Here is a 26,655-nt window from a genome sequence, read left to right as displayed (position 1 = left end):
ATATTTTCAAAGTATTTAATAACAAAACTTTAGGAGGCATATCTATGACCAGCAAAAATTTAAATATAGACATACACGGGCAACAATATAAACCAACAATGATTATGAGTATCATTCTTTTAGCAACATTTGCGGGTGCACTTATGCAAACATCGTTAGGAACAGCCTTACCAACTTTAATGAGCGACTTTAATATAGATTTTAGTACAGCTCAACAAGCAACGACTTGGTTTTTATTGGCTAATGGAATTATGGTTCCCTTATCAGCATTTCTTGCAACAAAAGTATCTACTAAGTGGCTACATGTTTGCTCATATGGCGTACTACTCCTAGGATTAGTTCTTACAGCTATTGCTCCCTCACATCATGATGCTTGGATTATTTTCTTAATAGGTCGTATTGTGACAGCAATTGCAGTTGGATTAATGATGCCTTTAATGCAAATCATTATAATAAATATGTATCCGTCTAATAAACGAGGCACTGCAATGGGGTTAAGTGGCTTAGCTGTTGGATTAGCACCTGCAATGGGTCCTACATTTGCAGGTTGGATATTAGATAAAAATCATACCTTGCTAGGTATTACCATTTCTGATTCATGGCGTAATATTTTTGTATTACCTATTATTATCGTAGCTATAGCCTTTGTATTAAGCTTCTTTTTTATGAAAGATATTATACCTAATCGTAAAATAAAATTAGATGTTTATTCATTGATACTTTCTTGTATCGGATTTGGACTTTTTTTATGGGGCTTTTCTAATGTTTCAAGTGAAGGATGGGATAGTTTAAATTACGTTATTTTACCAATCATCATTAGTGTTATTGTTTTATCACTATTTGTATTAAGACAGTTTAAATCTAAAGATCCATTTTTAGATTTAGGCGTTTTCAAATCTAAAGGTTTTACTATAGCAACCATAGGGTTAATTGTTGTAACTATGGCGATGTACGGTGTTGAAATGATGTTACCTACTTATTTACAAAATATTCACGGGTTTTCACCATTCAAATCGGGTCTAACACTTCTTGCTGGTGCTTTAATGTTAGGTTTAATTTCACCAATCTCAGGTGCATTATATAACAAAGTAGGAATTAAAAGATTAGCATTTGTAGGATTTTCTATTTTAACTCTATCATCAATTCCTTTTGGATTCTTAACTGATAACACATCTCCTACACTAATACTTGTTTTTTATGCTATTCGTATGTTTGGTGTAGCGATATTGATGATGCCTTTGACTACAAACGCAATGGATGCATTATCGGTTGAACAAGGGACACATGGTACTGCTGTCAATAATACAGCTAGACAAGTTGCTTCATCTATAGCAGTAGCATTATTAACTTCAGTTACACAAAATATTATCAATAACAATATGCCATCTTCTAATTTAAAAAATGTTAATCCTTTAGAGTATGCAAAACTAGCTCAACAAGCATCAATTGATGGCTTTAATACAGCATTTATAGTAGGTATTGTCTTTGCACTAGTTGGTGTGCTCATCGTACCATTTTTGAAAATGACTTCATTAGAAAGTGAGGACAAATAATATGATAACAACTATTATTTTAACCTTTTGCGTATTTGCTAGTTGGTTACTAATTCCACATAAAATAACACGTTATATTTTGGGTTGTCTATCTATCTTGGCACTATTACTAATGGTTATTGGTGTTACTGCAAACATGACACATCATTGGGGTATGAAGAAACAATTAGTGACCTCTGACAAAAAAGAAATCTTCAGTGCTGGTCCCGAGAGTAGCCCTACTAATATACTAATTGCTAATGAAATTGGTAAAAAAACAAATAATTATATAATGGTTTATAGAAATCATAAGACTGATTCAAAAGCTCAAGTACATTTTAAGCCGCAAATGGATAAAGATAAAATAGCTGACTCTGTAAAGCATCAAACAGTATACCAGCTAAAACATACTAATAAAGCTACAATTCAAACGAAGAAAGAAATATGGGTTTGGAAATCAAATTTTTATAAAGCATTGTTGGGTTTTGGACAAAATAATCAAGAGTTGATCAAGTCTACAACAACATTAACCATTCCTAAAGACACATGGGTTGTTTTAAATGCTGAGCAAAGTAAAAAACTGCAACGGTTACAAGAAAAACATAAAAAGTCAGATACTCAGCAAAATAATGCAAAAACAATGCAACATTTAATGGTTGAATATAAAAAGCAACATCCTAATGCTTCTGCCAATGAAATTAACAAATATATGGAACATCAAAAAGAAGTTATAGCAACAAAACAAATTAAAAAAGAACTTTCAAAATAAATAATGAACGTGCTATTTACTTATTGGTTTAGTAAACGCGACAAATAATTAAATAAGCGACGATATCGCACCACCAAAAATCCCCTCACTACTCGTAATAGTGAGGGGATTGGTGTACCTATGGAACTCTCTTTGTTAATTAAATTATAACACCATCGTAGGTAAGAATGCAAAACTCATCTGCTATCTTCTTCACATCATAACACCAGTTATCAGTGGCTGTGCCATCGCGCATTTTACTTATTGGCTTAGTAAGCGCGATAAATAATTACATATTTATCGTCGTTAAGGGTATTATAACACCGAAGCAAGCAGAAAAACAAAATCCCTTATTACCTTTGTTCCTATAAACATCGATTTTCATTTTCCGATGAATCTGCCTGACTTCTTATAAATCCTCTTGTTTACTTGTTTTTTTCACTATTATCAATGGCATCAATCTTATCGACTTTACGTTGTGAGCCGCCTTCCCATGCTACACTCAAATACGCCTCTACATTTTTCTTAGCAACTTCTGGACCTATAATTTGAGCACCCATTGTTAAAATTTGTGCATTATTACTTAGTTGCGCACGTTCGGCAGAATAATAATCATGTGCCATGGCTGCACGTATACCGTTTAATTTATTTGCCGTAATTGCCACGCCAATGCCTGTTCCACATATTAAAATACCGCGTTCATTATTACCTTGTTGAATACTCTTACCCACTTCTACAGCAACATCTGGATAATCTACTTCTGCACAATTGTGACAACCAAAGTCTTCTACTTCATGTCCTAATTGTTCAACATGTGCTTTGATTACTTCTTTTAAATCATAACCGTTATGGTCAGCTCCGATTGCTATTTTCATTATGTCTTCCTCCTTGAATATCTTCTAGTCAACAAATGGCTTAAATGTTTCTAACATCAGGTATGCCGACATGGCACCTGGATCTACATGTCCTTGTGAACGTTGACCTAAACGCTTAGATCGACCTTTATTGGAAATAATATCTTTCGTACTTTCCATACCTTTTTTAGCAGCTTCCAACGCTTGATTGAAGCCACTGTCAAAGGATTCGCCATTACTTTTAGCATGTTCTAACACGTCAAAAAATGGTTCCAACGTATCAATCATCGTTTTATCGCCAACTTCAGCTTTTCCTCTAGCTTTAATACCTTTACTAAAGGCTATCCAAAAATCATATAAGTCATCATCGTTCAATGACTCTTTATTTTTCACAGCTACTGCGCCTTTTAAATAACCAGAAGCATAAAGTGGTCCAACTGATGAGCCCACAGCATCTAAGAATGTCTTGCCCACAGCAACACTAATCTTGGCAATATCATTTTGCTCTTGCAGTTCGTTCATGATTTCTTGTTTAACTGCTTGATAGCCAATATTCATCGTTACGCCATGGTCTCCGTCTCCAATTTTTCTATCAAGCTCGCATAATGCGTCTTTTTCACGTTCAAATAGTTCAGTTAAATTGATAATATATTGTTTAAATTGTTGTCCTGAAACTTCCACTGTTATCCCTCCTTATACTTCTTTAAAATTTGGACAGTCAACTGGGTGTGATATGCAACGTTTTAACATGTCATCTACTTTCATTAATGTAACTGAAAAACCACCCATCTCCATAGATGTAATAAAATTACCAATATAACTTTTATATGTTTTAATACCTCGATCATTTAAGATAGCTGCGACTTCTTTATTGATAATATATAATTCCATTTGAGATGTAGCACCTAAACCATTAATCAGTACTACCACTTCGTCATCTTGTTGGTATAGACCTTCTTTTAAAATGTTTGTCATAATCACATTGACTGTTTCTTTTGCCGTTCTTATGGTTGTCTTTTCAATACCAGGTTCACCATGATGTCCTAAACCGATTTCCATTTCATTATCTGCTAGGTCGAAACTTGGTTTACCTGTTTGTGGCAAATAACACGGACTTAAACCAATACCCATAGAACGCGTGTGATCACTGGCAAATTGTGTAATACGTCTCACTTCTTCTAAATCATAGCCGAAATCTGCAGCAGCACCTGCGACTTTATATAACAATAGTTCTCCTGCAATTCCTCTACGATCATCAAGCTCTTTAGATGACGCGACATCATCGTTACCAATGACGACTGCAGTTTCAATATCATCTTCAACTTCAGTCATTTCACTAGCCATTTCAAAATTCATTAAATCGCCTGCATAATTACCATAAATATATAACACGCCATGTCCATCATGAATCTCTTTAGTCACTGCCTGTATCGGAATAGGCGAAGGTGAGGCAAATATATTCCCTACAGCAACCCCATCTGCCATGCCTGAACCAACATATCCTAGGAATCCTGGTTCGTGACCTGAACCGCCACCTATCAATATACTGACCTTACGATTAGGATTACGTTTCTTACCAATAAGTGCACGATGATGTAAATCTGTACGTCTAATATAGTCAGGATATGCGCTCACATAACCATCGACTAATTCATCGATGACATCATCTGGATTATTAATCATCTTTTTCATGTGCTTATGCTCCTTTATATTTGGAATAGTGATGGTTTAACATTTAAGGTACAAGAACTACTTTTAATGATTTGTCACCTTTTTTCATCAGTTCAAAGCCTTCTTCAAATGATTCTAATGGCAATTGATGTGTAACTACACCCTCAGTTGGAAAATCACCTTTTTGAATGCCATCAATGACAAGTGGATAACAGTATGGTCCTAAATGACTTCCCATTAAATCTAGTTCTTTACGGTCAGAAATAATGCTCCAATCAACTGTGACAGGTTCGCCAAATACTGAGAATTCCACAAAGCGTCCTAATTTTCTAATGGCACTTAAGCCTTGTTCAACAGATTTAGGATGACCCGTTGCTTCAATATAAGTATCGCAACCATATCCTTCTGTCATGTCTTTAATTTCTTTAACGACGTCCACTTTTGCTGGATTCATCACAATATCTGCACCAAATTTCTTGGCTAACTCTAAGCGATCTTCTTTCATATCTAAGACTACGAGTGTTTCTGCGCCTGCTTTTTTAGCTGCACCAACCATACCAAGTCCTAGTGTGCCAGCGCCAGATATGACAACGAAATCACCGAGTTTGATATTCGCACGTTGCACTGCGTGTAAGCTACAAGCATAGGGTTCAATTAATATAGCTTGTTCAATTGGTAAATCTTCAGGTACTTTATAATTAATTGCTTCCTTAGTAAATTTCATGTATTCAGCCATGCCGCCGTTGACATTATTTTGGAAGCCGTATAAGTCATGCTTTTCACACATCCAATATTCTCCACGTTTACAAAATCTACATTCCCAACAAGGTACAATTTGTTCAGAAATGACACGATCACCTATGTCAAAGTCAGTGACTTCATCACCTTTAGCAACAATACGCGCGATGAATTCATGACCAGGTATCATTGGTGCCTTAATATATGCAGGTTGAGTTTCATCACCCCAGAAACTAGGTGCACCATCATATGCTTTAATATCGCCAGCACAAATGCCACATGCTTCTACTTTAACGATAATTTCTTTCGCATTTTCAATCACAGGTGTCTTCACTGTTTCATATTTATAGTCTCCAGGTGCATATGCTACAATTGCTTTCATTGTGTCCGGGTAATTCTTATTCGTCATTATTGACCACTCCTTATTAATTTTGGAAAGCGCTTACTTTCATCCTACATGCTTTTATGATGTATTTCAAAATTTTCAAATTATAATTTAGGAATTTTTTTGAATTTTATGAGGATGTGGGGGAATGGTTGGAGTTGGGTGGAAATTGTAAAAATAAGAGTACCTATGTATGAGTATTCAAAATATTATCCTTCAGTTCTATTATCTTCTATATAAGTGTTTATCATATTTATATTCACAATAATTAACAGTATTAAAAGCGTTACTAATACTATATAAGCAATACCACTTGCTGATTATCAAGCTACTTACGACTTATGTTAACTTCATTGGTATAAAATTTCGTACTGTGGTTGATAATTAAGTCTAGTACTTAGCAAAATGAAAACCAATCAACCTAAATTTAAATCATAATTAGTTCAATCTTTTCAAAAAAAGCTACTAACCTCTTTGCAGGCTAGTAGCTTATTAAAAAATTATTTATTGTTTTTAGAAAAACGTTTGAATGTTAGTAATGAACCAACTGCTAATAATGTAGTAGCAATTGATGCTACGAAACCAGTATTAGTTTCTTCACCAGTTACTGGTAATTCTTTAGCTTGTACTTGTTGTTGTACTTGAGCAGTCGCTTGTTCTTGTGTTTGTTGACCATTTTGAGTTGCTACATTGTTATTAGTAGTAGTTTGTTGTTGCTCTTGTTGAGCTTGGCCATTATTATTTACATCATCAAATTGGTATTTACCATTTTTGTAAAATTCACCTTCATCACCTGTAGCTAAAACTCCTGATCCACTTTCTACAGTACCATCTTTATATACTCTAACAGCACCATTACCTACATGTGATTTATTATTATAAACTAGTAAGTAATAGTCTCCTTTATCTTGAGCTTTTTGGAAATCGACAAGCTCTGGTTTGTTACCGTCTTCTTTCCAAACTTGACTTGCAATAGATTGGGCGTTATTTGCGTTTACTGATGATTCAGCAGCATTTGCTTCATGTGAACTAATACCTGTAAATAATAATGCGCCTGCTAATGCTGTTGTTCCTAAAATTCCTACTTTTTTCATAATTAAATCCCCCTAAATTTATTAAAATATATGTAATACGCATTCATCTTAACATAAACAACATATTAACAAAATTATAAATTGTAATATTTTAATAATTGTTAGTTTGTTTTTTATAAATTTGATCATATTGTGTCACCGCTCAAAATAATCATTCTTTTGATTATATGTAATAGTTCATTATTAACACCAATAGACAAACCATAAAATTAATTAACAACTTTAAAACGTTATTTAAAGAAAGCAAAAATAAAATGTATTATATAAGAGATGATAAAAATGGATAAAATATTCAATAATTATGGTAATAAAATAAATGCATTTTTATATTCCGTTCATGTTTAACAATAACGATTTTGAAAGAATAACTTTTTTATACAAATCAAAGTGTTGTTGATATTGACCACTTGTTAAATTACTGTTGACATACCACACTATGATATACAATCGTTAAAGTGGAGAAAGGTATAGAAGTGGCTGAAACTTTACCTACTAATGAAACTATGGTTAAACAACAGCTTCAGTCATTGGATGATATAGAAAGTCATATTATACAACAAGTAACCTCATCACTTACGCAAGCAGTTACTAATAGCAATAACGAGCTTAAACAAATGTTAGAAGATATTCAAACCAAATTAGAAAGTGACAATGAAGCAAGTGAAACACAGCTTGCTTATACTGATTTACAGAATGAGTATAATGAATTAGGTTATAAACACGAAGATTTGAAAGAAGAATATGAAATACTTTCAAATAGTTTTGAGAATGCTGAAGAAGAATTGAACAAATTGCAAAACATGAGTATCTGGAAATTTAGGAAATGGAAGAAAAATTGATTTATTGAAAGAACGTAAGCGAGGCTTTTTATAGAAGATGTTTGTGTAGTTCTGATAAAAGGTCTATTATGTTAACTAAATAAATTAGGGTCTCAAAATGAGGGATAAGATGAATTTCAAAGAAAAGAAAAAAATTATTAGTCACGCTATGAAAGATGTTGAAAATATTAATTCACAAGTTATTAATGAGATTACAAATATAGCAGAAGAAGTTTCATTTTCTAAAAACTCAGTTATATTAAATTTGGATGATAAGCTTGATTTTGTTTATCTTATTTTAAAAGGTCTGGCTCGAAGTTATTATATTGATATTAAAGGAAATGATATTACTAAACTTTTAATATCTGAAAATGACTACATGATGGGGGAATCATTATTTCAATCGAGTAGTTTTGAGGTTTTTGAAGCATTAGAAGATTTGCATTGCCTTCGTTTTAAAGGAAATGATTTTAAAAACATTTTACTTTCTTATAAAGAAACGGCAAAAGCTTATAGTGAGTTTTTAGAAAATATAATTATGTACAAAATGAAAAGAGAATATAATTTCCAGTGCCTAGATGCATCGCAACGTTATTTAGATTTTAAAAAGAACTACTCACATTTAGAAGATCGAATACCCCAATACGTTATCTCTTCTTACCTTGGAATTACAAAAGAATCATTGAGTAGAATTCGGAAAGAACTCTAATCTATTATCAAATGTTAATGCGTCTTATATTTCTGATTGTTAATATATTCCTAACAAATATATTATAAAAATTCAATTGGAGGTAAATATGACAACTTATCAAAATCAACAAGCTTGGAAAGATTTTCAAACATTTTTACCTAAAGAACTTCATTTTACAAGTGATCATGAGCCAAAGGAAGAAATATGGAATTGGAAAGAAAATAAAGTCCATCTTGATACATTTCGTAATAAAAATGCCAAGGCAAAAATCATTTGTTTTCATGGAGTAGGTAGTAACGCTCGACAAATATCAATGATTTTTGCTGGACCAATGGCGAAAGAAGGATTCGAAACTATTTCAGTTGATATGCCGACATATGGAGTGACAAAGGTAAATCCTCAAATGACTATTTCTTATGATGATTGGGTACAGTGTGGCAGTGACCTAATTGATGCTGAACTAGAAAAAGACAACCGTCCAATATTTTTATATGGTCTTTCTGCAGGTGGAATGGAAACTTATCATGTGGCATCCAAAAATAAGAAAGTTAAAGGTATTATTGGTATGACATTTCTAGATCAACGTAAAAGTCAAGTTCGTTTAGAAACAACTAATAATGCATTTTGGGCTAAAATTGGAGTGCCACTTGCAGGTATACAAACCAAAATTGGATTAGGTAGAAGGAAAATGAAATTGAGCACCTCTTCAAAAATGTGGGCTTCTGTTAATAATAAACGTTGTTTGGATGTTTTGTTAAAAGATGAAACTTCTGCTGGTATTAGTGTAACAATGAAATTTATTTATAGTTATATGAATTATCAACCTGATATAGAACCTAAAGATTTTAATATATGTCCGATTTTATTGACACAACCAGAAAAAGATAAATGGAGTCCACTACATTTAAGTGATTTAGTGTTAGATAATATTTCAAAAGTGAAAGTAAAAAAAGTTATATTACGGAACGGCTCTCATTTCCCTATTGAGAAAGAAGCGTTAGAAGATTTGCATGAAGCTAGTTTAAATTTTATCAATCGTGAATTAAACATATAAAAACCATTTGAATAGTTTGTTTACTATAAATCTGGCTATGAAGATCTTAATTAGTGGTTTAACATATGTAAGAATAACAGGAAAGTGATATCACATAATTCTGTTAATGATAAAAGAAGGGATAAATTGATGAAAGTTCTTATACCGATTCCAAATAGAGATTTTGATCCAACTGAAGTAGCCATTCCCTGGTCAATTCTAATAATGAACAATATCCAAGTTATTTTTGCTACACCAAATGGCAAAAATGGTAGAGCTGATAATAGAATGTTAACAGGAGAGGGATTGGGACCTTTAAAATGGGCCTTAATGGCTAGTAAAGACGCTATAAATACTTATAATGATATGTTACAAAATCGTCAATTTAATAATCCAATTAAATATGAAAATATTGATGTAAACATGTTTGATGGGCTTATTTTACCTGGAGGCCATGACTCTGGAATGAAAGATTATTTAGAGTCTACTGTTTTACAAGATAAAGTTCGTTCTTTTTTTGAAGAAAAAAAACCAGTTGGGGCAATTTGTCACGGAACTATTGTTCTAGCTAGAACAATTGATCCACAGACAAATCAATCAATTATTTCAGATTATAAAACAACAGGGCTATTAAAGAGACAAGAGTTAATGGCTTATTACTTAACAAAGAATCGAGTCGGAGATTATTATCGAACCTATACACAAACAGTTCAAGATGAAGTTATTAATGCATTAACGAATAAAAAAAATTTCAAAAAAGGCAATATGGGATTACTAAGAGATTCTTATAAAAATCTAAATAGAGGATTTGTGGTTAAAGACCGTCATTATATTTCCTCTCGTTGGCCAGGAGATGCCTACTCTTTTTCATTAGAGTTTTTAAAAATGTTGAAAAAATATTCAAAAGAGAAATGAATGCGTCCTTTGCATTTCTCAACACTCTAGTGTTATAATTTAATTAACAAATAAAGTGTTTGCATGGTAAACACCGACCCCGATAACTACTGCTATAGTTATCGGGGTCTTTTCGGTGTATTGGTTATGTCGCCGTCAGATTATTTATCACGTTTGTTTAACCAATGTGAAAACCACGTGATTACAATACCTGCGATAATAGGTGCTATAAGTGCTACAAATAAAGTGTTTAACATGGTGTCACCTCCTTCCATGTTAGTTAAAACACAGAAGTAAAACGACGACTTTTATATTATATCATTTTGGTATGTCAACAATAATTTAGACATTTTCTATAAGACGTTGTTTAACGTCTACAGGTGTTAAATATTGTAGTGGAGAATGTGGTCTAAAATGATTAAACCAATGTACAAAATCGAATAATTCTGTTTCTAATTGATATTTAAATCTTCAAATGTCATTTGGTTTATGAATTCAGTCTTTAAGGCTTTCATTGTAGCTTCTGCCACTGCATTATCATACGGACAACCCTTTGTGCTTAAAGAACGCTTAATATTAAATGTTTCTAAGACATCATCTATCAATTGACTATCGAATTCTTTACCTCTATCAGTATGAAATAATGCAATATGTTCAAGATTATGTTGAATGCTACTTATGGCTTTTGTCACAAGCTTAGCGTCCATATTTTTACCTGCACCGAAACCGACGATTTCTCTATTAAAAAGGTCAATAAATAAACATATGTAATACCATTTTCCATTGACCTTGACATACGTTAAATCACTAACCAAAACTTCTATAGGAAGTTCTCTATTAAATGATCGATTTAAATGATTGTTGATTTTTTGTTCATTGGTTTGCGATGGATGATGTTTGTATTTCAATTTTGTATACACTGATACAAGGTTGTGTTTTTTCATAATGCGACCAATTTTGCGTCTTGAAACAATAATATCAAGCTTATTCAACTCATTTTTAATTCTTCTAGTCCCAAAGCTTTTTCTATTAGAATTAAACATATTAATAACAATGTTTTCTAGAGTTGAGTCATCATTTTTAGTCTTATTATGTTTTCTATTTATTGAATCGTAATACGTGTTTCTTGGTATATTTAGGACTTTACACATTGCTGATACTGAATATTGATGTTCATTCTGTTGAATGACTTCTATTTTCGTCCCATGATCAGCGCTGTTTTCTTTGAATGTCATTTTCTAATTTTAAATGTTGAATTTCTTTACGTAATTTTTAAAGTTCTTGTTTTTCTTCAGATAAATTATCTTGATGATTAAACGAACCTGTACTTTGATGTTGTTTAATCCAATTCGACAAAGTCGAAGGTGTTAAATCATAATCACGTATAATTTCATTTCTAGGCTTACCATTTTCATAAAGTTTAACCATTTGTATTTAAATTCTGGACTAAATGTTCTTCTGTCTCTTACCATAAAAAATCGCCTACTTTCTTAGATTAACAATATCTATTCTCATAGAATTTGTCCAACTAAGTGTAGACGATTCAGTTTTTATAATAGTATTTATGTAAACTTTGAATTTTATTATAAAATACTTTAAATTGAAGATGACAGAAAATAATTAATTATGATAGAAAAATTGAATGAATACGAAAATACATCGATACTTAATAACTTTAAAACCTCTAAATTTTCTTTGGAAATTTATAACTAAAAGTGAGAAAGTGTTGAATAATGAGCATTAATTTATTTACTAATTAAATAATATTTTTGAATATACAGGAGGTTCAATTAAATGGATATAGAATGGATTAAGATAAAAGGATTCAGAAACTTTATTGAAGAAAAAATAAATTTTTCCCAAAAATCTTTAATTATAGGAGCAAATGATATCGGAAAAACAAATCTAATATTTGCATTAAGACTACTTTTTGATCGAAGTTTAAGTGACAGAGATTTGGACTTGTTTGATAGTGATTATAATGTATATACTCAAGCAGAAAACATTGAAATAACAGTTAAGATAACAAATGTATGTGAAGATTGTTTATTAGCAACATTTAAAGGTGATATCAATGATGGAACAGTATTCATAAAATATGAAAATTCAAAAAAAGGTGAATATAATATACTTGCTGGTCCTTCTGAAGAACTATTAGAATCAAAAAGTTCTCGTTTTTATATCAAACGATTAAATATGGAGTACGTAAATACAAATAGAAATTTAGATTCCTTTATGAAAAGAGAAAAAAATCAAATAATCGAAGATGCTAAATCACAATTAACAGAAGAACAAGACAAACAAGATGAAGAATCAATAAATAATATAAAAAAAGATTTGAATAATATGAATAGAAAAATAGATGGTTTAAATTATATTCGCGAATCTTTAGATAAAGTCAACACGGAATTAGAATTACTTGCTATACATAATGTTGGTCAAAAATTAACTTTTAAAAATGCTAATTCTGATGTTGATAAACTGTTAAGTAATATTGAGCTAAATTATAATACAGATGAAGGTGCTTTAACTTTAGGAGGAGATGGTAGAAATAATCAAATTTTTTTAGCAACATGGGTTTCTAAACAAAAAAGCATAAAGTCATTAGAAAAAGTTACTTTTTACGCAATTGAAGAACCAGAAGCCCATTTACACCCACAACAACAACGTAAACTTTCTAGTTACTTGTTAGATAAATTTGATGAACAAATATTCATTACTACTCACTCTCCTCATATAGCATCCGAATTTAGGCCAAACAATATAGTGAAATTGTATACTAGAAATAAATCTACAAAAGTAGCAAAAGGAGGTTGCAGTAAAGAATTACAATGGGAGTTTGATGATTTTGGTTATAGATTAGATGCAATCACTTCTGATGTATTTTTCGTAAATGCAGTTTTTTTAGTAGAAGGTCCATCAGAAAAACTATTTTATACTGCACTTGCAAAAAAACTAAATATTGATTTAGATAAATTAAATGTTTCTATAATTACAGTAAACGGTATAGGATTTAAACCTTATATTAAAATTTGTTTAGCTTTAGATATTCCATTTGTATTACGTACTGATAATGATATTTTTAATAAAACTAAAAAAAATGAAAATATTACAATTTCTTATCACGCAGGTATATCACGAGTTATGGGTATATATAGAGAGTTTTTATTAAAAGACAATAATGAAGAATTATTAAAATTTTGGGAAGAGAATAATCACAAAAATGAATGGGACAAATCTAATAATCGTCCACAAGATGCTATTGATTTTGCTGAAGAGATCAAAGAAAAATTAGAAGATTTTAACATATATTTATCTCAAACAGATCTTGAATATGATTTAGTTCATAGCGGTTTATTTGATTCTTTAAAACATTTCTATGATACTGACAATGAAAAAGATACTGTAGATAAAATGCAAGAAGCTAAAGCTGAGAATATGTTTAACTTTTTAAAAAATGATTTTGATGAACTAGTATGTTTAATGGAGGATAAAATTTCTAACCCTCTTAAACGAATTGCACATTTAGCAGAAGAGGTGGTTAATGGTAATGAGTAAAGTAATCAAGGCTACAGAAGAACAACTGGAGATTATCAAAGAAATAGGAAATTTAGTCGTTACTGCTAAACCAGGGAGTGGAAAAACACATACAATAATAGAAAAAATTATAGATATATCCACAAACTTATTGAGTTTTCAAGGTGTTATAGCTATATCTTTTACTAGAAAAGCTAGTCAAGAACTTGAATCCCGTTATAAGAATAGAAAAAGAGAAAATAAAAGTCACTTTTTCGGAACTATTGATAAATTTTACATTTCTGAAATTATTATCCCTTTTGCAAAGATATTATGTGGTAAAGGGAAACCCTTGGAAATAAAAAATTCAATTGATGATTATCCTGAATATAAACAACTTAAAAACCTAAAAGAAAATAACGTAGATAATAAAACATTTAAAATACTAAAAAAATCATTACAAGATGGTTTGATATTCTTAGAAATTTGTGGCGAAACAGCTTTATATATACTTAAAGAAGTCCCACAAAGTTTACGTTATCTTAAAGCAAGATATACTCATATCTTTATTGATGAGTATCAAGACTGTGGTAAAGTTCAACATAATGTTTTCTTAGAGTTAGTAAATAACGGAATTAAAGGTATAGCAGTTGGCGACTTAGATCAAGCTATCTATGCATTTAGTGGAAGATATTCAAAATATTTATTATCACTAATAAAAATGAGCAATTTTAAACATCTAGAAATTACTAGAAACCATAGATGTCATGATTCAATTTCAAATTATTCTTTAGAGCTTATGGGTATCAAAAGAGAGAAGAATATACAAGAAAAAAGAGTGTTCAAAGTTAACGTCTCTGGAACAGATGAAAATATCATCCATTCTATAGAAAAAAATCTTGAAAAACTAAAGAAAAAATATAATTTGCATAAAAATAGTGACTTTGCAATCTTATGTAAAACTAATAATTCAGCTAAAAGGGCAGCTAATTTTTTAACAATAAATAATAAATTGTTTATTGAAACAGCTTTAGATAACTTAAGTGGAAGTTGGGCATCTTTGTATAATGACATTTTATCATCCTATTATTTATATAAAGAGAACTCTATCACTGTTCTAGATTTTGTTAGTAGATACATAAATGAAGAATTGAACTATAAAAGCTTTCAAAAAGGACTAAAAATTATCGATAAAATATTTAAGTTAAATGAAAAAGATCTCATGTCCAACATTGAAGAGTTTTATAACATTGCCCAATTAATTTATCCTGATAAACCGGATCAACAAATTTTCGAAAAATTAGAAGAAGTTATAAGTAATGAAAAAAGTTTACATAGCTTCAAACCTGCATCAGAAAATGAAATAAATATCATGACATTACATAAATCAAAAGGATTAGAATTCAAATGTGTTTTTCTGTTCGATTTATATGAATGGATTTTCCCACCAAAACGCGATTGGATATCAAAAGAGGAGTATATACAATTCTTAAATTTACATTATGTTGGGATTACACGAGCAATTGATGCTTGTTATATCATGATAGGAACTCTTAGATATAGACAAAAACAAAAAGATTTTATTACTGCTAAAGAATCTCCATTCCTATATGAAAATAATACACCTAACCTAAGAATAAATTTAAATTGGTGAATATATTAAGTGTACTTCTATATTTACAATTTTAAATTTTTTCTATATTTTATTCTAAATGAATCGTCTACATATAGTTTAGACAAAGTCTATGAGAATAGATATTGTTCATCTATGAATGTAGGCGATTAAATTTTATAGATTACTTAAATAAAAAATATATTATGCTCATAAATTTTATTGTTTGATGAGTTAGAACTAACAATCTATAAATATATTATTTTTTAACAATAAAAGAATTAAAACAAAAGATTTCCACTAATACTTTCTCTTATTTTAATATTTTTTTCAAACTTTCCTTCTTTTTTATCCATGGTCTATATCTATGCACCATTCTATGACAGTTAGGACATAACATAACTATATCATTTATATTTGTTGTTTCATTTTCTGCCATTTCACTAACTGGCTTTAGATGATGTGCTTCTATAAAATCTGTATCGATAATTTTCGAATACTTTTCTTTAAATTCAAACTTACAAACTTCACAAAATAGCTTCCCGTGAATTTCCATGAATTGTTTTTTAGCTTTTTGAATTAACGAAGCATTTCTTTCTCTCTTCAAATGTTTATTTAATGTTATCTTTCCTTCTGGAAACTCTTCTAAAAGAGATGTTAGATTTATCTCACTTTTTTGTTGGTAATCTTTTTTATCTCTTAATCCCCAATGTCCATTACCTAAACCTGAAATTGAAAAAAATATATCATTTTCATTTCCTTTTCTTCCTTTAAATCTTTTTGAATCACTAGAGTGCCTATGAATCGTATCTCTGATTTGTGCTTTATAATCATTTAGTTCTTCTAAATTTTTTTGAGAAAAATTGGCTATATCTACATATAAATCTTTATATGTAGCATCTCCGCCTAGCCTTTGCATTGATTCTATAACTTCATCTATCCACTTTTTCATTTATATCACCTTTATTTTTCTATTGTTAGATTTTATTAGTGTTGTACTCGATTTTACAACTCATAATATCGATAGATGATTTCAAAAAATACATAATTACATTATTTTTCATATAAATTTTAATGTATTATATTTATATAGTTTGAATCGTCTACACTTAGTTGGACAAATTCTATGAGAATAGATATTGTTAATCTATGAATATAGACGATTCAACCTTTTTCACTTTTTCTGACGTTCCTTACAGTTGGTACATTGTCTTGGACTATTTTCAGAATCTCTCTTCTATTAAATTTGTTAATATAATAGCCTTTTTATCAGAATTAAGTAAACATTTTTTGTAGTAAACCTTTTTTTCTCTCTTTCAATAGTTTGATTTTAGCTGACTGCTTTTCAATAAAATCATCTAATTTACTGAAGAAATTACATATTTTTACCATTTCATTAAATTCAGGCAGGTTAACATTCATGTTTTTCATAGTTGAAGCTGATAAGTTACTTTGAGTACCAGTACCTACTAACTTTTCAAGTATTCCTGTATCTCTAATATAGTTAAGATAATAATATAAGTATTCTACTAAAGAGTAGTTATTAAAAACCATATTAAAAATGGCTTGACTTGTAGCTACTTCAATTTTATTTATACTTAAATAACCTACAGAGGCATACATAGCATAATTTATAGAATTCTTAGGCACTACCCACGCAGTACTATTTTCTAAACCAGCTTGAGTAATAGATTTTTCTGTTTGTCTTAAAAATTTACCTTGTTCAGTTATATCACTAATTGATAAAAATGATATATCTCCATTGTAATATTTAGATTCAGTTGATTTTGGAGTGCCTCCTGCTTTTCCTTTATCATACAATTCATTTAATTTTTTCTCTTTCCACGCAGAATAATCATTACCATTTTCATCTTTAAATCGTAATTCTTGTGAAAATATTTTTTGCATATAGCCTTTTTTCTGTTGTTTTAATAGTTCTAATTTTTGTTCTTCTAATTCAATCTGTCGATCAAGTATGCTAAAGAAGTTTCCAATTTTTTTCTGCTCAAGCTTGTTAGGGAAGAAACTCGAATAGTTTTTTAATACTTTATAATAAAGTCTAGTTCTTGTTCCTCCTTTTTTTTGCATTATACAAAACTTCGTAAACCTAGAATTGTTATTTAATTCATTAATTATAAACCTATTATCTGCTAAATCATTTCCAGTAAAAACTGGGTATTCTTTACTTACTAATACACTGCCATCAAAACTATTCATATTAAATTTAAAAATATTGTCATCACTCATATGCCTATAAGTTATATAACCCACAGGTACTATGCTATATTGCACATTATCTTTACTGAAAGTTCTTTTGCCATCAAAATAATCTTCTTGTTTGTATAAACCATGTCTTGAAGACGTAGCAACTGGAAAGCCTGTTTCAAATTGAGTACCGCATTTAGTACATTCTATTAAATATTCCCCTAATTTCTTCTCTTCCCACTCACCTGTAAACTCTGGGAATCTCAATTCAGGGACTTTTCTATTCTCGTTACTCATCTTTCAACACCCCTAGTTCTTTCAGGTAATTGTTAATTTCTGCTTCAACGTCAGCGATTTCTTTATCGATATTTTTTATATCTTGTTGTACTTGTTCTAAATCAATAGGTTCTTCTTCTTCAAATGTATCGACGTATCTAGGTATATTTAAGTTGTAATCATTTTCTTTAATTTCATTTAATGAAGCTACATAGCTATACTTATCTATTGTTTCTCTATTTTGATAAGTCGTTACAATGTTATCTACATCAGCATCTGTAAGATGATTTTGATTTTTACCTTTTTCAAATGATTGTGATGCATCGATAAATACCACATCGTCATCCGCTTCGCGACATTTTTTAAAGACTAAAATACATGTAGGAATACTTGTACCATAGAAAATATTAGCAGGTAACCCAATCACTGCATCTAAATAGTTCTTATCTTCTATTAAATAACGACGAATGGTTCCCTCAGCAGCACCACGGAATAAGACACCATGAGGTAAGACTACCGCCATTGTGCCATCGTCATCTAAATAATGAATCATATGCTGGATAAACGCAAAATCAGCTTTAGATTTAGGTGCTAGCTTACCGTAATTACTAAAACGTTCGTCATCATTGAATTTACTATCCGCAGACCATTTGGCACTATATGGTGGATTAGCCACTACAGCATCAAATTTTTCATCTAAGAAAGCAGGATTTTCTAAAGTATCTCCATTTTGAATATCAAAATTTTCAAAACGTACATTATGTAACAACATATTCATTCGTGCTAAGTTATATGTTGTATTATTACGTTCTTGACCATTATAACGATACACTTTAACTTCTTTACCTACACGTAACAGTAATGAACCTGATCCACACGTAGGGTCATAAACATTTCTTAATTTATCTTTACCTAGTGTGACAATTTTCGCTAAAATTTTGGACACTTGTTGTGGTGTATAGAATTCGCCAGCCTTTTTACCTGCAGTTGCTGCAAAACGGCCAATTAAGAATTCATAAGCGTCACCTAACATATCGATTTCCATATCACTATGCACAAATGGTAATTCTGATAAATGAATCATTACTTTACTAATTAATGCCGTACGTTCTTTAACATTATTACCTAGACGAGTTGAACTTAAATCCATATCGCTGAATAAACCGATGAAATCTTCTTCACTATCTTGCCCCAAAGTTGATGTTTCAACTTTACGGATTGCTTGAGCTAAATGTTCAATATCGAAACGTTGGTTTTCAATTTCTTTAACCATCGCACTAAATAAATCTTGTGGCTCAATATAGTAACCTACATTTTCAATCAATTCTTCTTGCAGGTCTGCTCTATATTCTTCATCATTCCATGCTTCTTCATACGTCAAATCTTCATCAGCTAATGCTTCTGCCACTTCTTCTTCGGCTTTTTCAGACAAAAAGCGATAGAAAATTAAACCTAATATATAATTACGGAATTCACTGGCATCCATATTGCCTCTTAAATCATTGGCAATAGACCATAGATGTTTATATAATTCTTGCTGTTGTTGACGTTGCTTTTCTGTAATAGACAATGTACCATTCCTCCATTTATTTAATGATTATTACATTCAATATGCTTGCAACTAGCTATATTTCTCTGTCATTTCTTCCACAAATGATGCTATAGCTATTTTTGTTTGTCTTTTTTCTCTTAGTTTCATACCTGTTACTAAATCTTTTATCTTGTCATTGTTAAGAATACCGCTGTATTCGAATTCACTTGTAATCTTTTTTAACATGTCTTCATCTACTGACTTTTTATCTGCAAAATCATTAAAGTCTTCTTCACGTTTGGTATTTTCAAACTCCATATATACTTCATCAACGTCTTCATCTTCAGATAAATCAGGTATAACTTTATCAATGAATTCTTTAATCAAGTCACGTTTCAAACGTAATTTAGGATCATCTGCAGTATCTAATATACGTCTGATTTGTTCTCGGTTACGTTGTTGCTCGACTTTATCTAATAAATCAATTTGTCTAACAAGGTTCATAATGTAAGATACATTAATAGTATCGTTACGTAATATTTCAATTTCAAAGTCAATATCATTTAATATTGATACTTTATCCTTTTCGCCTCTTTTAGGTTTCACTCTGTCGTATATCGCAAAGTATTTACTCTTATAATCTTCAAATTCTTGTTCTTCCATACCAATAGTAGAAACATTAAATTCAAATTCATCAAATGCTTTCATTTTAAGTATTAATTTAGAGACTAAGCGATAGGCTTCTACAAACATTTTTAGTTCTTCTTCACTTTGTATGTCATCAATATATTGTGGTGTTGGCGCTATCGCTTTTAATTCTGCTAAAGCATCAGCAAATTCTGCTCTATATTCATCATAACTTTTCATTAATACACGATCAGTATCTTCCGTTTGTGAAAATAATTGCAAGGCTTTATCTGTTGCTTGTTTCAAATCACGATAGTTGACGATTTTACCAAACGGTTTCGTTTCCTTTTCAACACGATTCGTACGTGAATATGCTTGAATCAAGTCATGATATTTGAGGTTTTTATCTACATATAAGGTATTTAGAACTTTACTATCAAATCCTGTTAAAAACATATTAACTACAATTAAGACGTCAATTTTACTATCTTTAATACCTTTTTTAACATTTTTAGAGACATGATTAAAATACTCTTGAAATGTATCGGTCGTAAAATTAGTGTCAAATTGCTGATTGTAGTCTTGCATCATCACTTCTAGCTCATCGCGTGCATATGTTTCATCAGTCATTTCTTCTTTACTTTGTTCATTTGAATTAAACGAATATATGCCTGCTATGTTTAATGGCTGATCATATTCCTGATTGATTTTCTTAAACATTTTATAATATTTAATTAATGCAGGAATGCTTTGTACTGTTAAAATACTAGAATATTGTCTATTTCGTGTATATTTGTCATGATTTTCGATAATATGTCTAACAATGAGCTCAACTCTGTCATCAGCTAACCACACTTCACTTTTATTAATATCTTCAACCAATTCTTCTATGTCTTGGTCAATTTCATTACCTTTGATCGTATTAATATAATCAACTGAGAACCCCAAAACATTACCATCATGAATGGCATCTTTGATTAAATAAGTATGTAAACATCTGCCAAATATATCTGCGGTACTACGTCCATCTTGGCTTTTATTTTCTTCAAAACGTGGCGTACCTGTAAATCCAAAATATTGAGCATTATTAAAGTGTTGGCGGACAATGCGATGCATATCTCCAAATTGACTACGGTGACATTCATCTATTATAAAAACAACTTTGTCTGTCTTATATTGTTCCAAAGCCTCTGCATTATTTTGAATCGCTTTAGACATCTTTTGAATCGTTGTCACTATTAATGGCAAACTCTTATCATTAAGTTGACGTACTAACTGTGACGTATTATTTGTTTTATCAACAGCGCCTTTAGAAAATTTATTGAACTCTTCTTCAGTTTGACTATCCAAATCTTTACGGTCTACAAGAAAGATCACTTTTTTAATATTTTCTTGTTGTGATAATACTTGGCTCGCTTTAAACGACGTCAGTGTCTTCCCACTACCTGTCGTATGCCAAATATAACCATTGTTAGCTGTTTCTGTAGCTTGATGTATCAATGCTTCTACTGCATGGACTTGATATGGTCTCATAGCCATTAATAGTTTATCTGTTTCGTTTATAATCATATATCGTGAAATCATTTTAGCAAGTTGGCATGGTCGTAAAAATGATTCTGTGAAATCGTTAAGCGTATTAATTCGGTGATTATTTTTATCGCTCCAATAAAACATATGACTTTTATAAATTTCACCATCATTATTAGAAATATAACGTGTTTCTACGCCATTACTAATAACAAACATTTGTATATAACGGAATAAACCTGTGTAATTCTGCTTACGATAACGCATAACTTGATTAAAGGCTTCATTAATATCTACGCCTCTACGTTTTAATTCAACTTGAACTAACGGCAAACCATTAATGAGAATCGTAACATCATATCTTGCTCTATATGTATCATCAACTGAAACTTGATTTGTGACTTGAAATTTATTTTGACACCAATTTATCGAATCTAAAAAGGATAAGTAAACTTCCGATTCGTCATCACGTTTAAGTGGCAGTTTATCTCTTAGGATACGTGCACTTTCGAAAATCCCCTTACCATTGATCATAGTCAATAGACGTTGAAATTCTTTATCTGTCAGTGGTTTCCCATCCAACTTATCAGCATGACGCTCATTTAAAATCATGCGGAAATTATCTAATAATTGGACATCATTTTTAATTGATACCCTTTCATAGCCATTTGAAATTAATTGATCCATCATTTCATTTTCTAAAGAAAACTCACTTTGATAAGCCATTGTACATCCATCCTTCGTTCTCTACCATTTATTAAAATATACCATAGTAGAAGGCTTTATTCATAAATAAATTAATGATGTTGTTGGGTGTGGGAGTTTAGTAAGTGGTGGTATAGTTATTTGGGGAAGGATAGTTATTGAGAGGTTGGGAAGTGTATTTCGGGGAAGTGGAGTGATTGGATGGTTGGGAAATGAAGAAAAGTCACGTTAGAGATTGATGTTCAAAAACGTGACTTTATTATATTACTTATATTTGGCTGTAGAGGGAATCGTTGGTGTGATGGAGTTTATAATTAATGCTGACTGAGAATGTGAAAAAATAACGATTGGTCCTTGTAAAGACTTACTTAAACTCAATATTTATGATTCCATGAAATTTTCTTTTATATTTTGAATGTTAGTTAGACCTTGAAACATACGTTAATATGATTTTACTTTACTACTGTTAAATTAATTGATTCTTTGACGACTACTATTAATGTTAGTTTTTAAGCAAGCAAATACAATAAATATAATCATTAAAATGAACAATATAATTCTTGATAACAATAGAATGTATGGACTAAACAAATATTCATTAAAAACTAAACTACCAATGATTAATACAAATGGAATAAATATTGGTTTTTTTACGTCCCTCATTCTCCTAACTGCACTAGATAAAATTGGTAAGAAAATAACAATTCTTAATATAAAAATTAAAAATGTTGATCTATTCAATATCCCATTAACTAGTACTAATGAAATATCATGAAATAAAAATGCCCACCAAAAACCTCTACGTGAAGTAATTCCTTGATAATTAAATATATGTTTCCAAGTATCTAAATATAATTGCCATGGATTCTTTAATATTTTTCCATGATTACTAGTTTGAAATTGAGTGTAGTAATTATCTTCATAATGTTGATGTTTAAAATTATTATTTATGGTTCAGTTATATCAAAATCTATAATCTTAAACACAATTATCCTATGTATATTATAGAACGTGAGTTCGTATAAATGAACAGAAAATGATTTTAAGAAGTTTAATACTATAGTTAAGTATTTTATTTTAGAGAATGAGTAATTACATTACTTTTTTTCGGTAACATATAGTCGATGTGTAATGATTATGATATTATTGAATTACAGATACTGTGTATATGCAAGAAAGTACTATAAAGAGTACAAAAAAGCACCTAGCTCAACGTCTTAGGAAGAACTTGGTGCCAAAACATATAGCACATATATGAGCTATAAATCCAAAATACGCATATCACACTTTAACCTGTTTAGATATAAGCTCTCGTACTGACATACGAGAGCTTACTTTTTCTTGCTGTTATACTTGTGTAAAATGCTAAATGCTATGATAATTTGAAATGCTAACGATATATCAAATTCAATGTTAACTGTCATATGCATTCACCACTCTTTCCTATAAAAATAGTAAGGTTAAAGTGTGAAGCACATGTTGTAATAGACTATATGTTTTATAATCTAATTATACAAAATCCTTTCATTTTGTGAAAGCCCATTTTTTGCGTTAAATGTTCGTAAAAAATCCTTAGCCTAGGCTATCGTTGAGCTAAATTTATTTTTGTCTAAAACAAAAAAATTTTAGCATATAATACTTGATTTTGACAAAAAGCTCTTTATAACCTATTAGGTAAAGGCTTCACTATTTTTTGTAGATTATAAATAAAATAAAGTTGCTAACTAATTGTTCAAAAGACGAATAATGAATATTTATTGTATAAAAAACTACCTATAGCATACATTGTGTAAATTTATTAGTTAATAAAAAGCTTGATATCAAGGTTTATTGTTATTAAAAATTGTGACGTCAATATACAAAAAATATACATCGTTGATTTGATGGGATTTTAGTAATAATTTACGCTCCTTAAAATACATATTTTATGTATGAACACCCCTATATAACAACTATTTTCAAATGGTTAAACTTTATGAAAATGGTAAGCCTAGAAATTAAATTTTAAATACTCTTCTATTTTTGTATACGTGTTTTGCATTTTCAATTACTATGCTGGTATAATGTATTTAACAAAGATATCAGGCATGTATGCACCAAATCCCCTTACTACGGCAATAGTAAGGGGATTTTTGGATGTGACTAGTCGCATATTTATTATGTTCTTCAATATGAACTTGATGGCGACATCTCGCATGATCAAAGTCGCCAAGATTCGCCAAACAATTTATGAATCAGAACTTGTACAATTATCAAATGTCCTCACATTAGCAAAACGTAAAATCAAATATAGTTTAAAAGCCTATTTAAAAAATTTAGATTGAACGGTTTAATTCAATACTGCTTATTTTAAATATGATACCTTGCCTAATCTTAGTATGTTTTCTAGAGGAATTAATTATAAGTCTACCTCTTTACCTTTTATCTTTAAACTATCTATTGTATAGTTTATTTACTATCACTCTAAGTCATTTCAGAAAACTACTTTTCAGCTTTTTACCTAAATTTTAAATCATTCATCTACTTTAATACAAAGTAATTATTATTTAATCTCTTAATAAATTTAATATCATTTTCTTCTTTTTCACTCAGCGCATTAAGATCTAATGGCAAGTTTATCAACTGTGTTAGTTCTGTCTTAAATTTGTCCAAATCCTTTGTAAATTCTTGTGAATATTTTCTGTAAATAATTAATATATCGATATCATTTGAGTAGACTTGGTCATTCAAAAAGGACCCGAAAACGTATACTTTGATAAATGTTTCATAAATATTCATTTCATTTTTTAAGTTCTTTAATGTATCATTATTTAATGCTGTGTACATAAGGATAGTATTCATTCAAACTTAGCAATTTTATTCCCATATCATTAGCAAGCTCTCTAGCATCTTCTGATATACATTTTTCGCCATTCCAATTGTGAAGGTTAACAATAATTTTCCCCTTTGAAAAAGCTTCTCTCATTAAGTATTCTTGTGTCAGACAATATTCGTATACAAAAATTATATCATTAGAGTTGATAATTATTTCTCTTAAATTAGGTAATGCTTTAAAATTAAAATTAATTTCATTTTGTTTCAAATATTTTAAAGCAAAGTTCAAACTCTCAAATCTAACTTTAGTTTTTCTAAAACAGTTGTAAGAATAATATAATTGTTTTAACCTCGGTATATTGTCTAACAATATTTTTTCATTTTCGCCACTTTTATTTAACTGTATATATGGTCGTTCACTTCCTAAATCAATATATTTTAATTTATTATTTTGTAAATACACATCTATTAAACACTCTAAAGATTCAACTGATGGAATAAATGATTCATGAAAGTCTTCTTGGATACCAAATATTGAATTAAATTTTTTAGGATATAATATTCCACGTATTTTCTCTTCATCTATCCTAGTTCTTTGGAACTCTTCAACATGCAACTTAAAATCTTCTACTACTTTTCTATTAGTATTTTCGCCATTTTCATAATTTTCAAACAAATCCTCGTTTTCATTTATTAAGTTCCTTATTTTTGTATTATTTAGAACAATAACATTTTCAAAATTTTCCCATTGCTTTTTATTACCTTTCAAATAATAATTATTATAAATTGTTTGATTATTTAACAAGAGGGGTTTTACTTGTTTTTCTAACTCTTCAAAGCTTGAAAATTTTCCTTCTATTATCTTATTTAATTCTTTTTGTCGTTCTTTTTTCCAACTTGTAATTTCCTCTACAGTAAATTCCTTATTCTTATCAAACCGAGTATGGCAATTTGGACATAGAATTATTAAATTTTCATAACTATTATCTTGTGATTGACAATATTCAATTATGTGAGCTTTCTCACTTATATCTCTATCGTAAGTAACGATTTTCTCCTTGCAATCAGGATTTAGACAATATCCTAATGATTCAGCATATAAAGTTCTTTGAACTTTTGTAGGTATAGTCTTTCGTTGCATATATTTTGCTCCTTTTTATTTCAATTATAAAATATAGTTGTTGTAAACACAATATTTGATATTATGTACATTACCAATAAAATTTAATTACGAAAGTACTCATATCTTTTATATTTTACTAATAAAAGAACCTAATGAAATAGAGTAATTTAAAATTAGCATGAAGTTTTTACACTCGTTTCATTTAATTTTACCTAATTCATATATCTTTGAAAAAAATATTGAAGTAAAGGAAGTTGTTAA

The 26,655-nt window shown here is 30.0% G+C and carries 21 protein-coding genes and 1 pseudogene; 9 read left to right on the top strand and 13 right to left on the bottom strand.

What is annotated here, in order from left to right; translation table 11 throughout:
- Positions 1-44: 44 nt before the first annotated feature.
- From J3R86_RS00255 to J3R86_RS12255, 3 genes are all read left to right on the top strand, one after another.
- Complete coding sequence (locus J3R86_RS00255) at positions 45-1,553, top strand: MDR family MFS transporter (protein ID WP_207517557.1); 1,509 nt, start codon at positions 45-47, stop codon at positions 1,551-1,553.
- Between the two features lies 1 nt (position 1,554).
- Positions 1,555-2,301 carry a DUF4811 domain-containing protein gene (locus tag J3R86_RS00250; protein WP_207517556.1) on the top strand — a complete coding sequence of 249 codons (747 nt, stop codon included), beginning with the start codon at positions 1,555-1,557 and terminating at the stop codon, positions 2,299-2,301.
- Positions 2,302-2,455: 154 nt separating this feature from the next.
- Positions 2,456-2,569 (top strand): type I toxin-antitoxin system Fst family toxin, encoded by a 114-nt coding sequence (locus J3R86_RS12255; RefSeq protein WP_207518480.1) that lies wholly within the window; start codon positions 2,456-2,458, stop codon positions 2,567-2,569.
- A gap of 136 nt (positions 2,570-2,705) precedes the next feature.
- Here the strand turns inward: J3R86_RS12255 and rpiB are convergent, their stop codons facing one another.
- The 5 genes from rpiB to J3R86_RS00220 all read right to left on the bottom strand — a co-directional run bounded on the left by rpiB (position 2,706) and on the right by J3R86_RS00220 (position 7,022).
- Positions 2,706-3,155 (bottom strand): ribose 5-phosphate isomerase B, encoded by a 450-nt coding sequence (gene rpiB / locus J3R86_RS00240; RefSeq protein ID WP_207517555.1) that lies wholly within the window; start codon positions 3,153-3,155, stop codon positions 2,706-2,708.
- 24 nt (positions 3,156-3,179) lie between these two features.
- The gene (dhaL, locus tag J3R86_RS00235) at positions 3,180-3,815 is read right to left on the bottom strand and encodes a dihydroxyacetone kinase subunit DhaL (RefSeq protein ID WP_207517554.1); all 636 of its coding nucleotides are present in this window, start codon (positions 3,813-3,815) and stop codon (positions 3,180-3,182) included.
- Positions 3,816-3,827: 12 nt separating this feature from the next.
- Positions 3,828-4,826, bottom strand: coding sequence for a dihydroxyacetone kinase subunit DhaK (locus J3R86_RS00230; protein ID WP_207517553.1), 999 nt, complete (start codon positions 4,824-4,826; stop codon positions 3,828-3,830).
- A 43-nt stretch (positions 4,827-4,869) separates the two neighbouring features.
- Entirely contained in the window at positions 4,870-5,952 is a 1,083-nt protein-coding gene (locus tag J3R86_RS00225; RefSeq protein WP_207517552.1) for an MDR/zinc-dependent alcohol dehydrogenase-like family protein, read from the bottom strand.
- Between the two features lie 476 nt (positions 5,953-6,428).
- On the bottom strand, positions 6,429-7,022 hold the full coding sequence (locus tag J3R86_RS00220; protein WP_207517551.1) for an LPXTG cell wall anchor domain-containing protein: 594 nt from the start codon (positions 7,020-7,022) through the stop codon (positions 6,429-6,431).
- Positions 7,023-7,477: 455 nt separating this feature from the next.
- On the opposite strand from J3R86_RS00220, the gene J3R86_RS00215 reads away from it, so the two are divergent.
- From J3R86_RS00215 to J3R86_RS00200, 4 genes are all read left to right on the top strand, one after another.
- Positions 7,478-7,861 carry a hypothetical protein gene (locus J3R86_RS00215; protein ID WP_207517550.1) on the top strand — a complete coding sequence of 128 codons (384 nt, stop codon included), beginning with the start codon at positions 7,478-7,480 and terminating at the stop codon, positions 7,859-7,861.
- A 109-nt stretch (positions 7,862-7,970) separates the two neighbouring features.
- Positions 7,971-8,549: a Crp/Fnr family transcriptional regulator gene (locus J3R86_RS00210; RefSeq protein ID WP_207517549.1), complete on the top strand. Its 579-nt coding sequence runs from the start codon at positions 7,971-7,973 to the stop codon at positions 8,547-8,549.
- Between the two features lie 88 nt (positions 8,550-8,637).
- Positions 8,638-9,585: an alpha/beta fold hydrolase gene (locus tag J3R86_RS00205; protein ID WP_207517548.1), complete on the top strand. Its 948-nt coding sequence runs from the start codon at positions 8,638-8,640 to the stop codon at positions 9,583-9,585.
- Positions 9,586-9,714: 129 nt separating this feature from the next.
- Entirely contained in the window at positions 9,715-10,479 is a 765-nt protein-coding gene (locus J3R86_RS00200; RefSeq protein ID WP_207517547.1) for a type 1 glutamine amidotransferase domain-containing protein, read from the top strand.
- 140 nt (positions 10,480-10,619) lie between these two features.
- Here the strand turns inward: J3R86_RS00200 and J3R86_RS00195 are convergent, their stop codons facing one another.
- Positions 10,620-10,715 (bottom strand): type I toxin-antitoxin system Fst family toxin, encoded by a 96-nt coding sequence (locus tag J3R86_RS00195; RefSeq protein WP_207517546.1) that lies wholly within the window; start codon positions 10,713-10,715, stop codon positions 10,620-10,622.
- An 85-nt stretch (positions 10,716-10,800) separates the two neighbouring features.
- Positions 10,801-11,930: pseudogene (locus tag J3R86_RS00190) on the bottom strand (IS3 family transposase).
- A 322-nt stretch (positions 11,931-12,252) separates the two neighbouring features.
- Between J3R86_RS00190 and J3R86_RS00185 the strand changes: the two are divergent.
- Both J3R86_RS00185 and J3R86_RS00180 read left to right on the top strand, forming a co-directional pair.
- On the top strand, positions 12,253-14,016 hold the full coding sequence (locus tag J3R86_RS00185) for an ATP-dependent nuclease (RefSeq protein ID WP_207517545.1): 1,764 nt from the start codon (positions 12,253-12,255) through the stop codon (positions 14,014-14,016).
- Complete coding sequence (locus J3R86_RS00180) at positions 14,009-15,628, top strand: UvrD-helicase domain-containing protein (RefSeq protein ID WP_207517544.1); 1,620 nt, start codon at positions 14,009-14,011, stop codon at positions 15,626-15,628. Before J3R86_RS00185 ends, J3R86_RS00180 begins: the two co-directional genes overlap by 8 nt.
- 271 nt (positions 15,629-15,899) lie before the next feature.
- On the opposite strand, the gene J3R86_RS12125 is transcribed toward J3R86_RS00180, so the two are convergent.
- The 6 genes from J3R86_RS12125 to J3R86_RS00145 form a co-directional block, all read right to left on the bottom strand.
- Complete coding sequence (locus J3R86_RS12125; RefSeq protein WP_242685730.1) at positions 15,900-16,538, bottom strand: HNH endonuclease; 639 nt, start codon at positions 16,536-16,538, stop codon at positions 15,900-15,902.
- Between the two features lie 323 nt (positions 16,539-16,861).
- The gene (locus J3R86_RS00170; RefSeq protein WP_207517543.1) at positions 16,862-18,088 is read right to left on the bottom strand and encodes a restriction endonuclease subunit S; all 1,227 of its coding nucleotides are present in this window, start codon (positions 18,086-18,088) and stop codon (positions 16,862-16,864) included.
- Positions 18,081-19,637, bottom strand: coding sequence for a type I restriction-modification system subunit M (locus J3R86_RS00165; RefSeq protein WP_207517542.1), 1,557 nt, complete (start codon positions 19,635-19,637; stop codon positions 18,081-18,083). Before J3R86_RS00165 ends, J3R86_RS00170 begins: the two co-directional genes overlap by 8 nt.
- 51 nt (positions 19,638-19,688) lie before the next feature.
- The gene (locus J3R86_RS00160; RefSeq protein WP_207517541.1) at positions 19,689-22,478 is read right to left on the bottom strand and encodes a type I restriction endonuclease subunit R; all 2,790 of its coding nucleotides are present in this window, start codon (positions 22,476-22,478) and stop codon (positions 19,689-19,691) included.
- 2,499 nt (positions 22,479-24,977) lie between these two features.
- On the bottom strand, positions 24,978-25,283 hold the full coding sequence (locus J3R86_RS12285) for a nucleotidyltransferase domain-containing protein (RefSeq protein ID WP_207517540.1): 306 nt from the start codon (positions 25,281-25,283) through the stop codon (positions 24,978-24,980).
- The gene (locus J3R86_RS00145) at positions 25,264-26,412 is read right to left on the bottom strand and encodes an HNH endonuclease signature motif containing protein (RefSeq protein WP_207517539.1); all 1,149 of its coding nucleotides are present in this window, start codon (positions 26,410-26,412) and stop codon (positions 25,264-25,266) included. The genes J3R86_RS12285 and J3R86_RS00145 overlap by 20 nt, the downstream gene beginning before the upstream one ends.
- Positions 26,413-26,655: the final 243 nt, after the last annotated feature.

Source organism: Staphylococcus simiae (assembly GCF_017357005.1).
Lineage (GTDB): Bacteria > Bacillota > Bacilli > Staphylococcales > Staphylococcaceae > Staphylococcus > Staphylococcus simiae_A.
The sequence above is the reverse complement of the archived record's forward strand: the minus strand, read 5'-3'. Positions and strand labels throughout refer to the sequence as shown.

What these genes read in the sequence shown, in the direction of transcription:
- J3R86_RS00255 (WP_207517557.1), top strand. Translation starts at nt 45, where the DNA reads ATGACCAGCAAAAATTTAAATATAGACATACACGGGCAACAATATAAA.
- J3R86_RS00250 (WP_207517556.1), top strand. Translation starts at nt 1,555, where the DNA reads ATGATAACAACTATTATTTTAACCTTTTGCGTATTTGCTAGTTGGTTA.
- rpiB (WP_207517555.1), bottom strand. Translation starts at nt 3,155, where the DNA reads ATGAAAATAGCAATCGGAGCTGACCATAACGGTTATGATTTAAAAGAA.
- J3R86_RS00230 (WP_207517553.1), bottom strand. Translation starts at nt 4,826, where the DNA reads ATGAAAAAGATGATTAATAATCCAGATGATGTCATCGATGAATTAGTC.
- J3R86_RS00225 (WP_207517552.1), bottom strand. Translation starts at nt 5,952, where the DNA reads ATGACGAATAAGAATTACCCGGACACAATGAAAGCAATTGTAGCATAT.
- J3R86_RS00220 (WP_207517551.1), bottom strand. Translation starts at nt 7,022, where the DNA reads ATGAAAAAAGTAGGAATTTTAGGAACAACAGCATTAGCAGGCGCATTA.
- J3R86_RS00210 (WP_207517549.1), top strand. Translation starts at nt 7,971, where the DNA reads ATGAATTTCAAAGAAAAGAAAAAAATTATTAGTCACGCTATGAAAGAT.
- J3R86_RS00205 (WP_207517548.1), top strand. Translation starts at nt 8,638, where the DNA reads ATGACAACTTATCAAAATCAACAAGCTTGGAAAGATTTTCAAACATTT.
- J3R86_RS00200 (WP_207517547.1), top strand. Translation starts at nt 9,715, where the DNA reads ATGAAAGTTCTTATACCGATTCCAAATAGAGATTTTGATCCAACTGAA.
- J3R86_RS00195 (WP_207517546.1), bottom strand. Translation starts at nt 10,715, where the DNA reads ATGTTAAACACTTTATTTGTAGCACTTATAGCACCTATTATCGCAGGT.
- J3R86_RS00185 (WP_207517545.1), top strand. Translation starts at nt 12,253, where the DNA reads ATGGATATAGAATGGATTAAGATAAAAGGATTCAGAAACTTTATTGAA.
- J3R86_RS00180 (WP_207517544.1), top strand. Translation starts at nt 14,009, where the DNA reads ATGAGTAAAGTAATCAAGGCTACAGAAGAACAACTGGAGATTATCAAA.
- J3R86_RS12125 (WP_242685730.1), bottom strand. Translation starts at nt 16,538, where the DNA reads ATGAAAAAGTGGATAGATGAAGTTATAGAATCAATGCAAAGGCTAGGC.
- J3R86_RS00170 (WP_207517543.1), bottom strand. Translation starts at nt 18,088, where the DNA reads ATGAGTAACGAGAATAGAAAAGTCCCTGAATTGAGATTCCCAGAGTTT.
- J3R86_RS00160 (WP_207517541.1), bottom strand. Translation starts at nt 22,478, where the DNA reads ATGGCTTATCAAAGTGAGTTTTCTTTAGAAAATGAAATGATGGATCAA.
- J3R86_RS12285 (WP_207517540.1), bottom strand. Translation starts at nt 25,283, where the DNA reads ATGTACACAGCATTAAATAATGATACATTAAAGAACTTAAAAAATGAA.
- J3R86_RS00145 (WP_207517539.1), bottom strand. Translation starts at nt 26,412, where the DNA reads ATGCAACGAAAGACTATACCTACAAAAGTTCAAAGAACTTTATATGCT.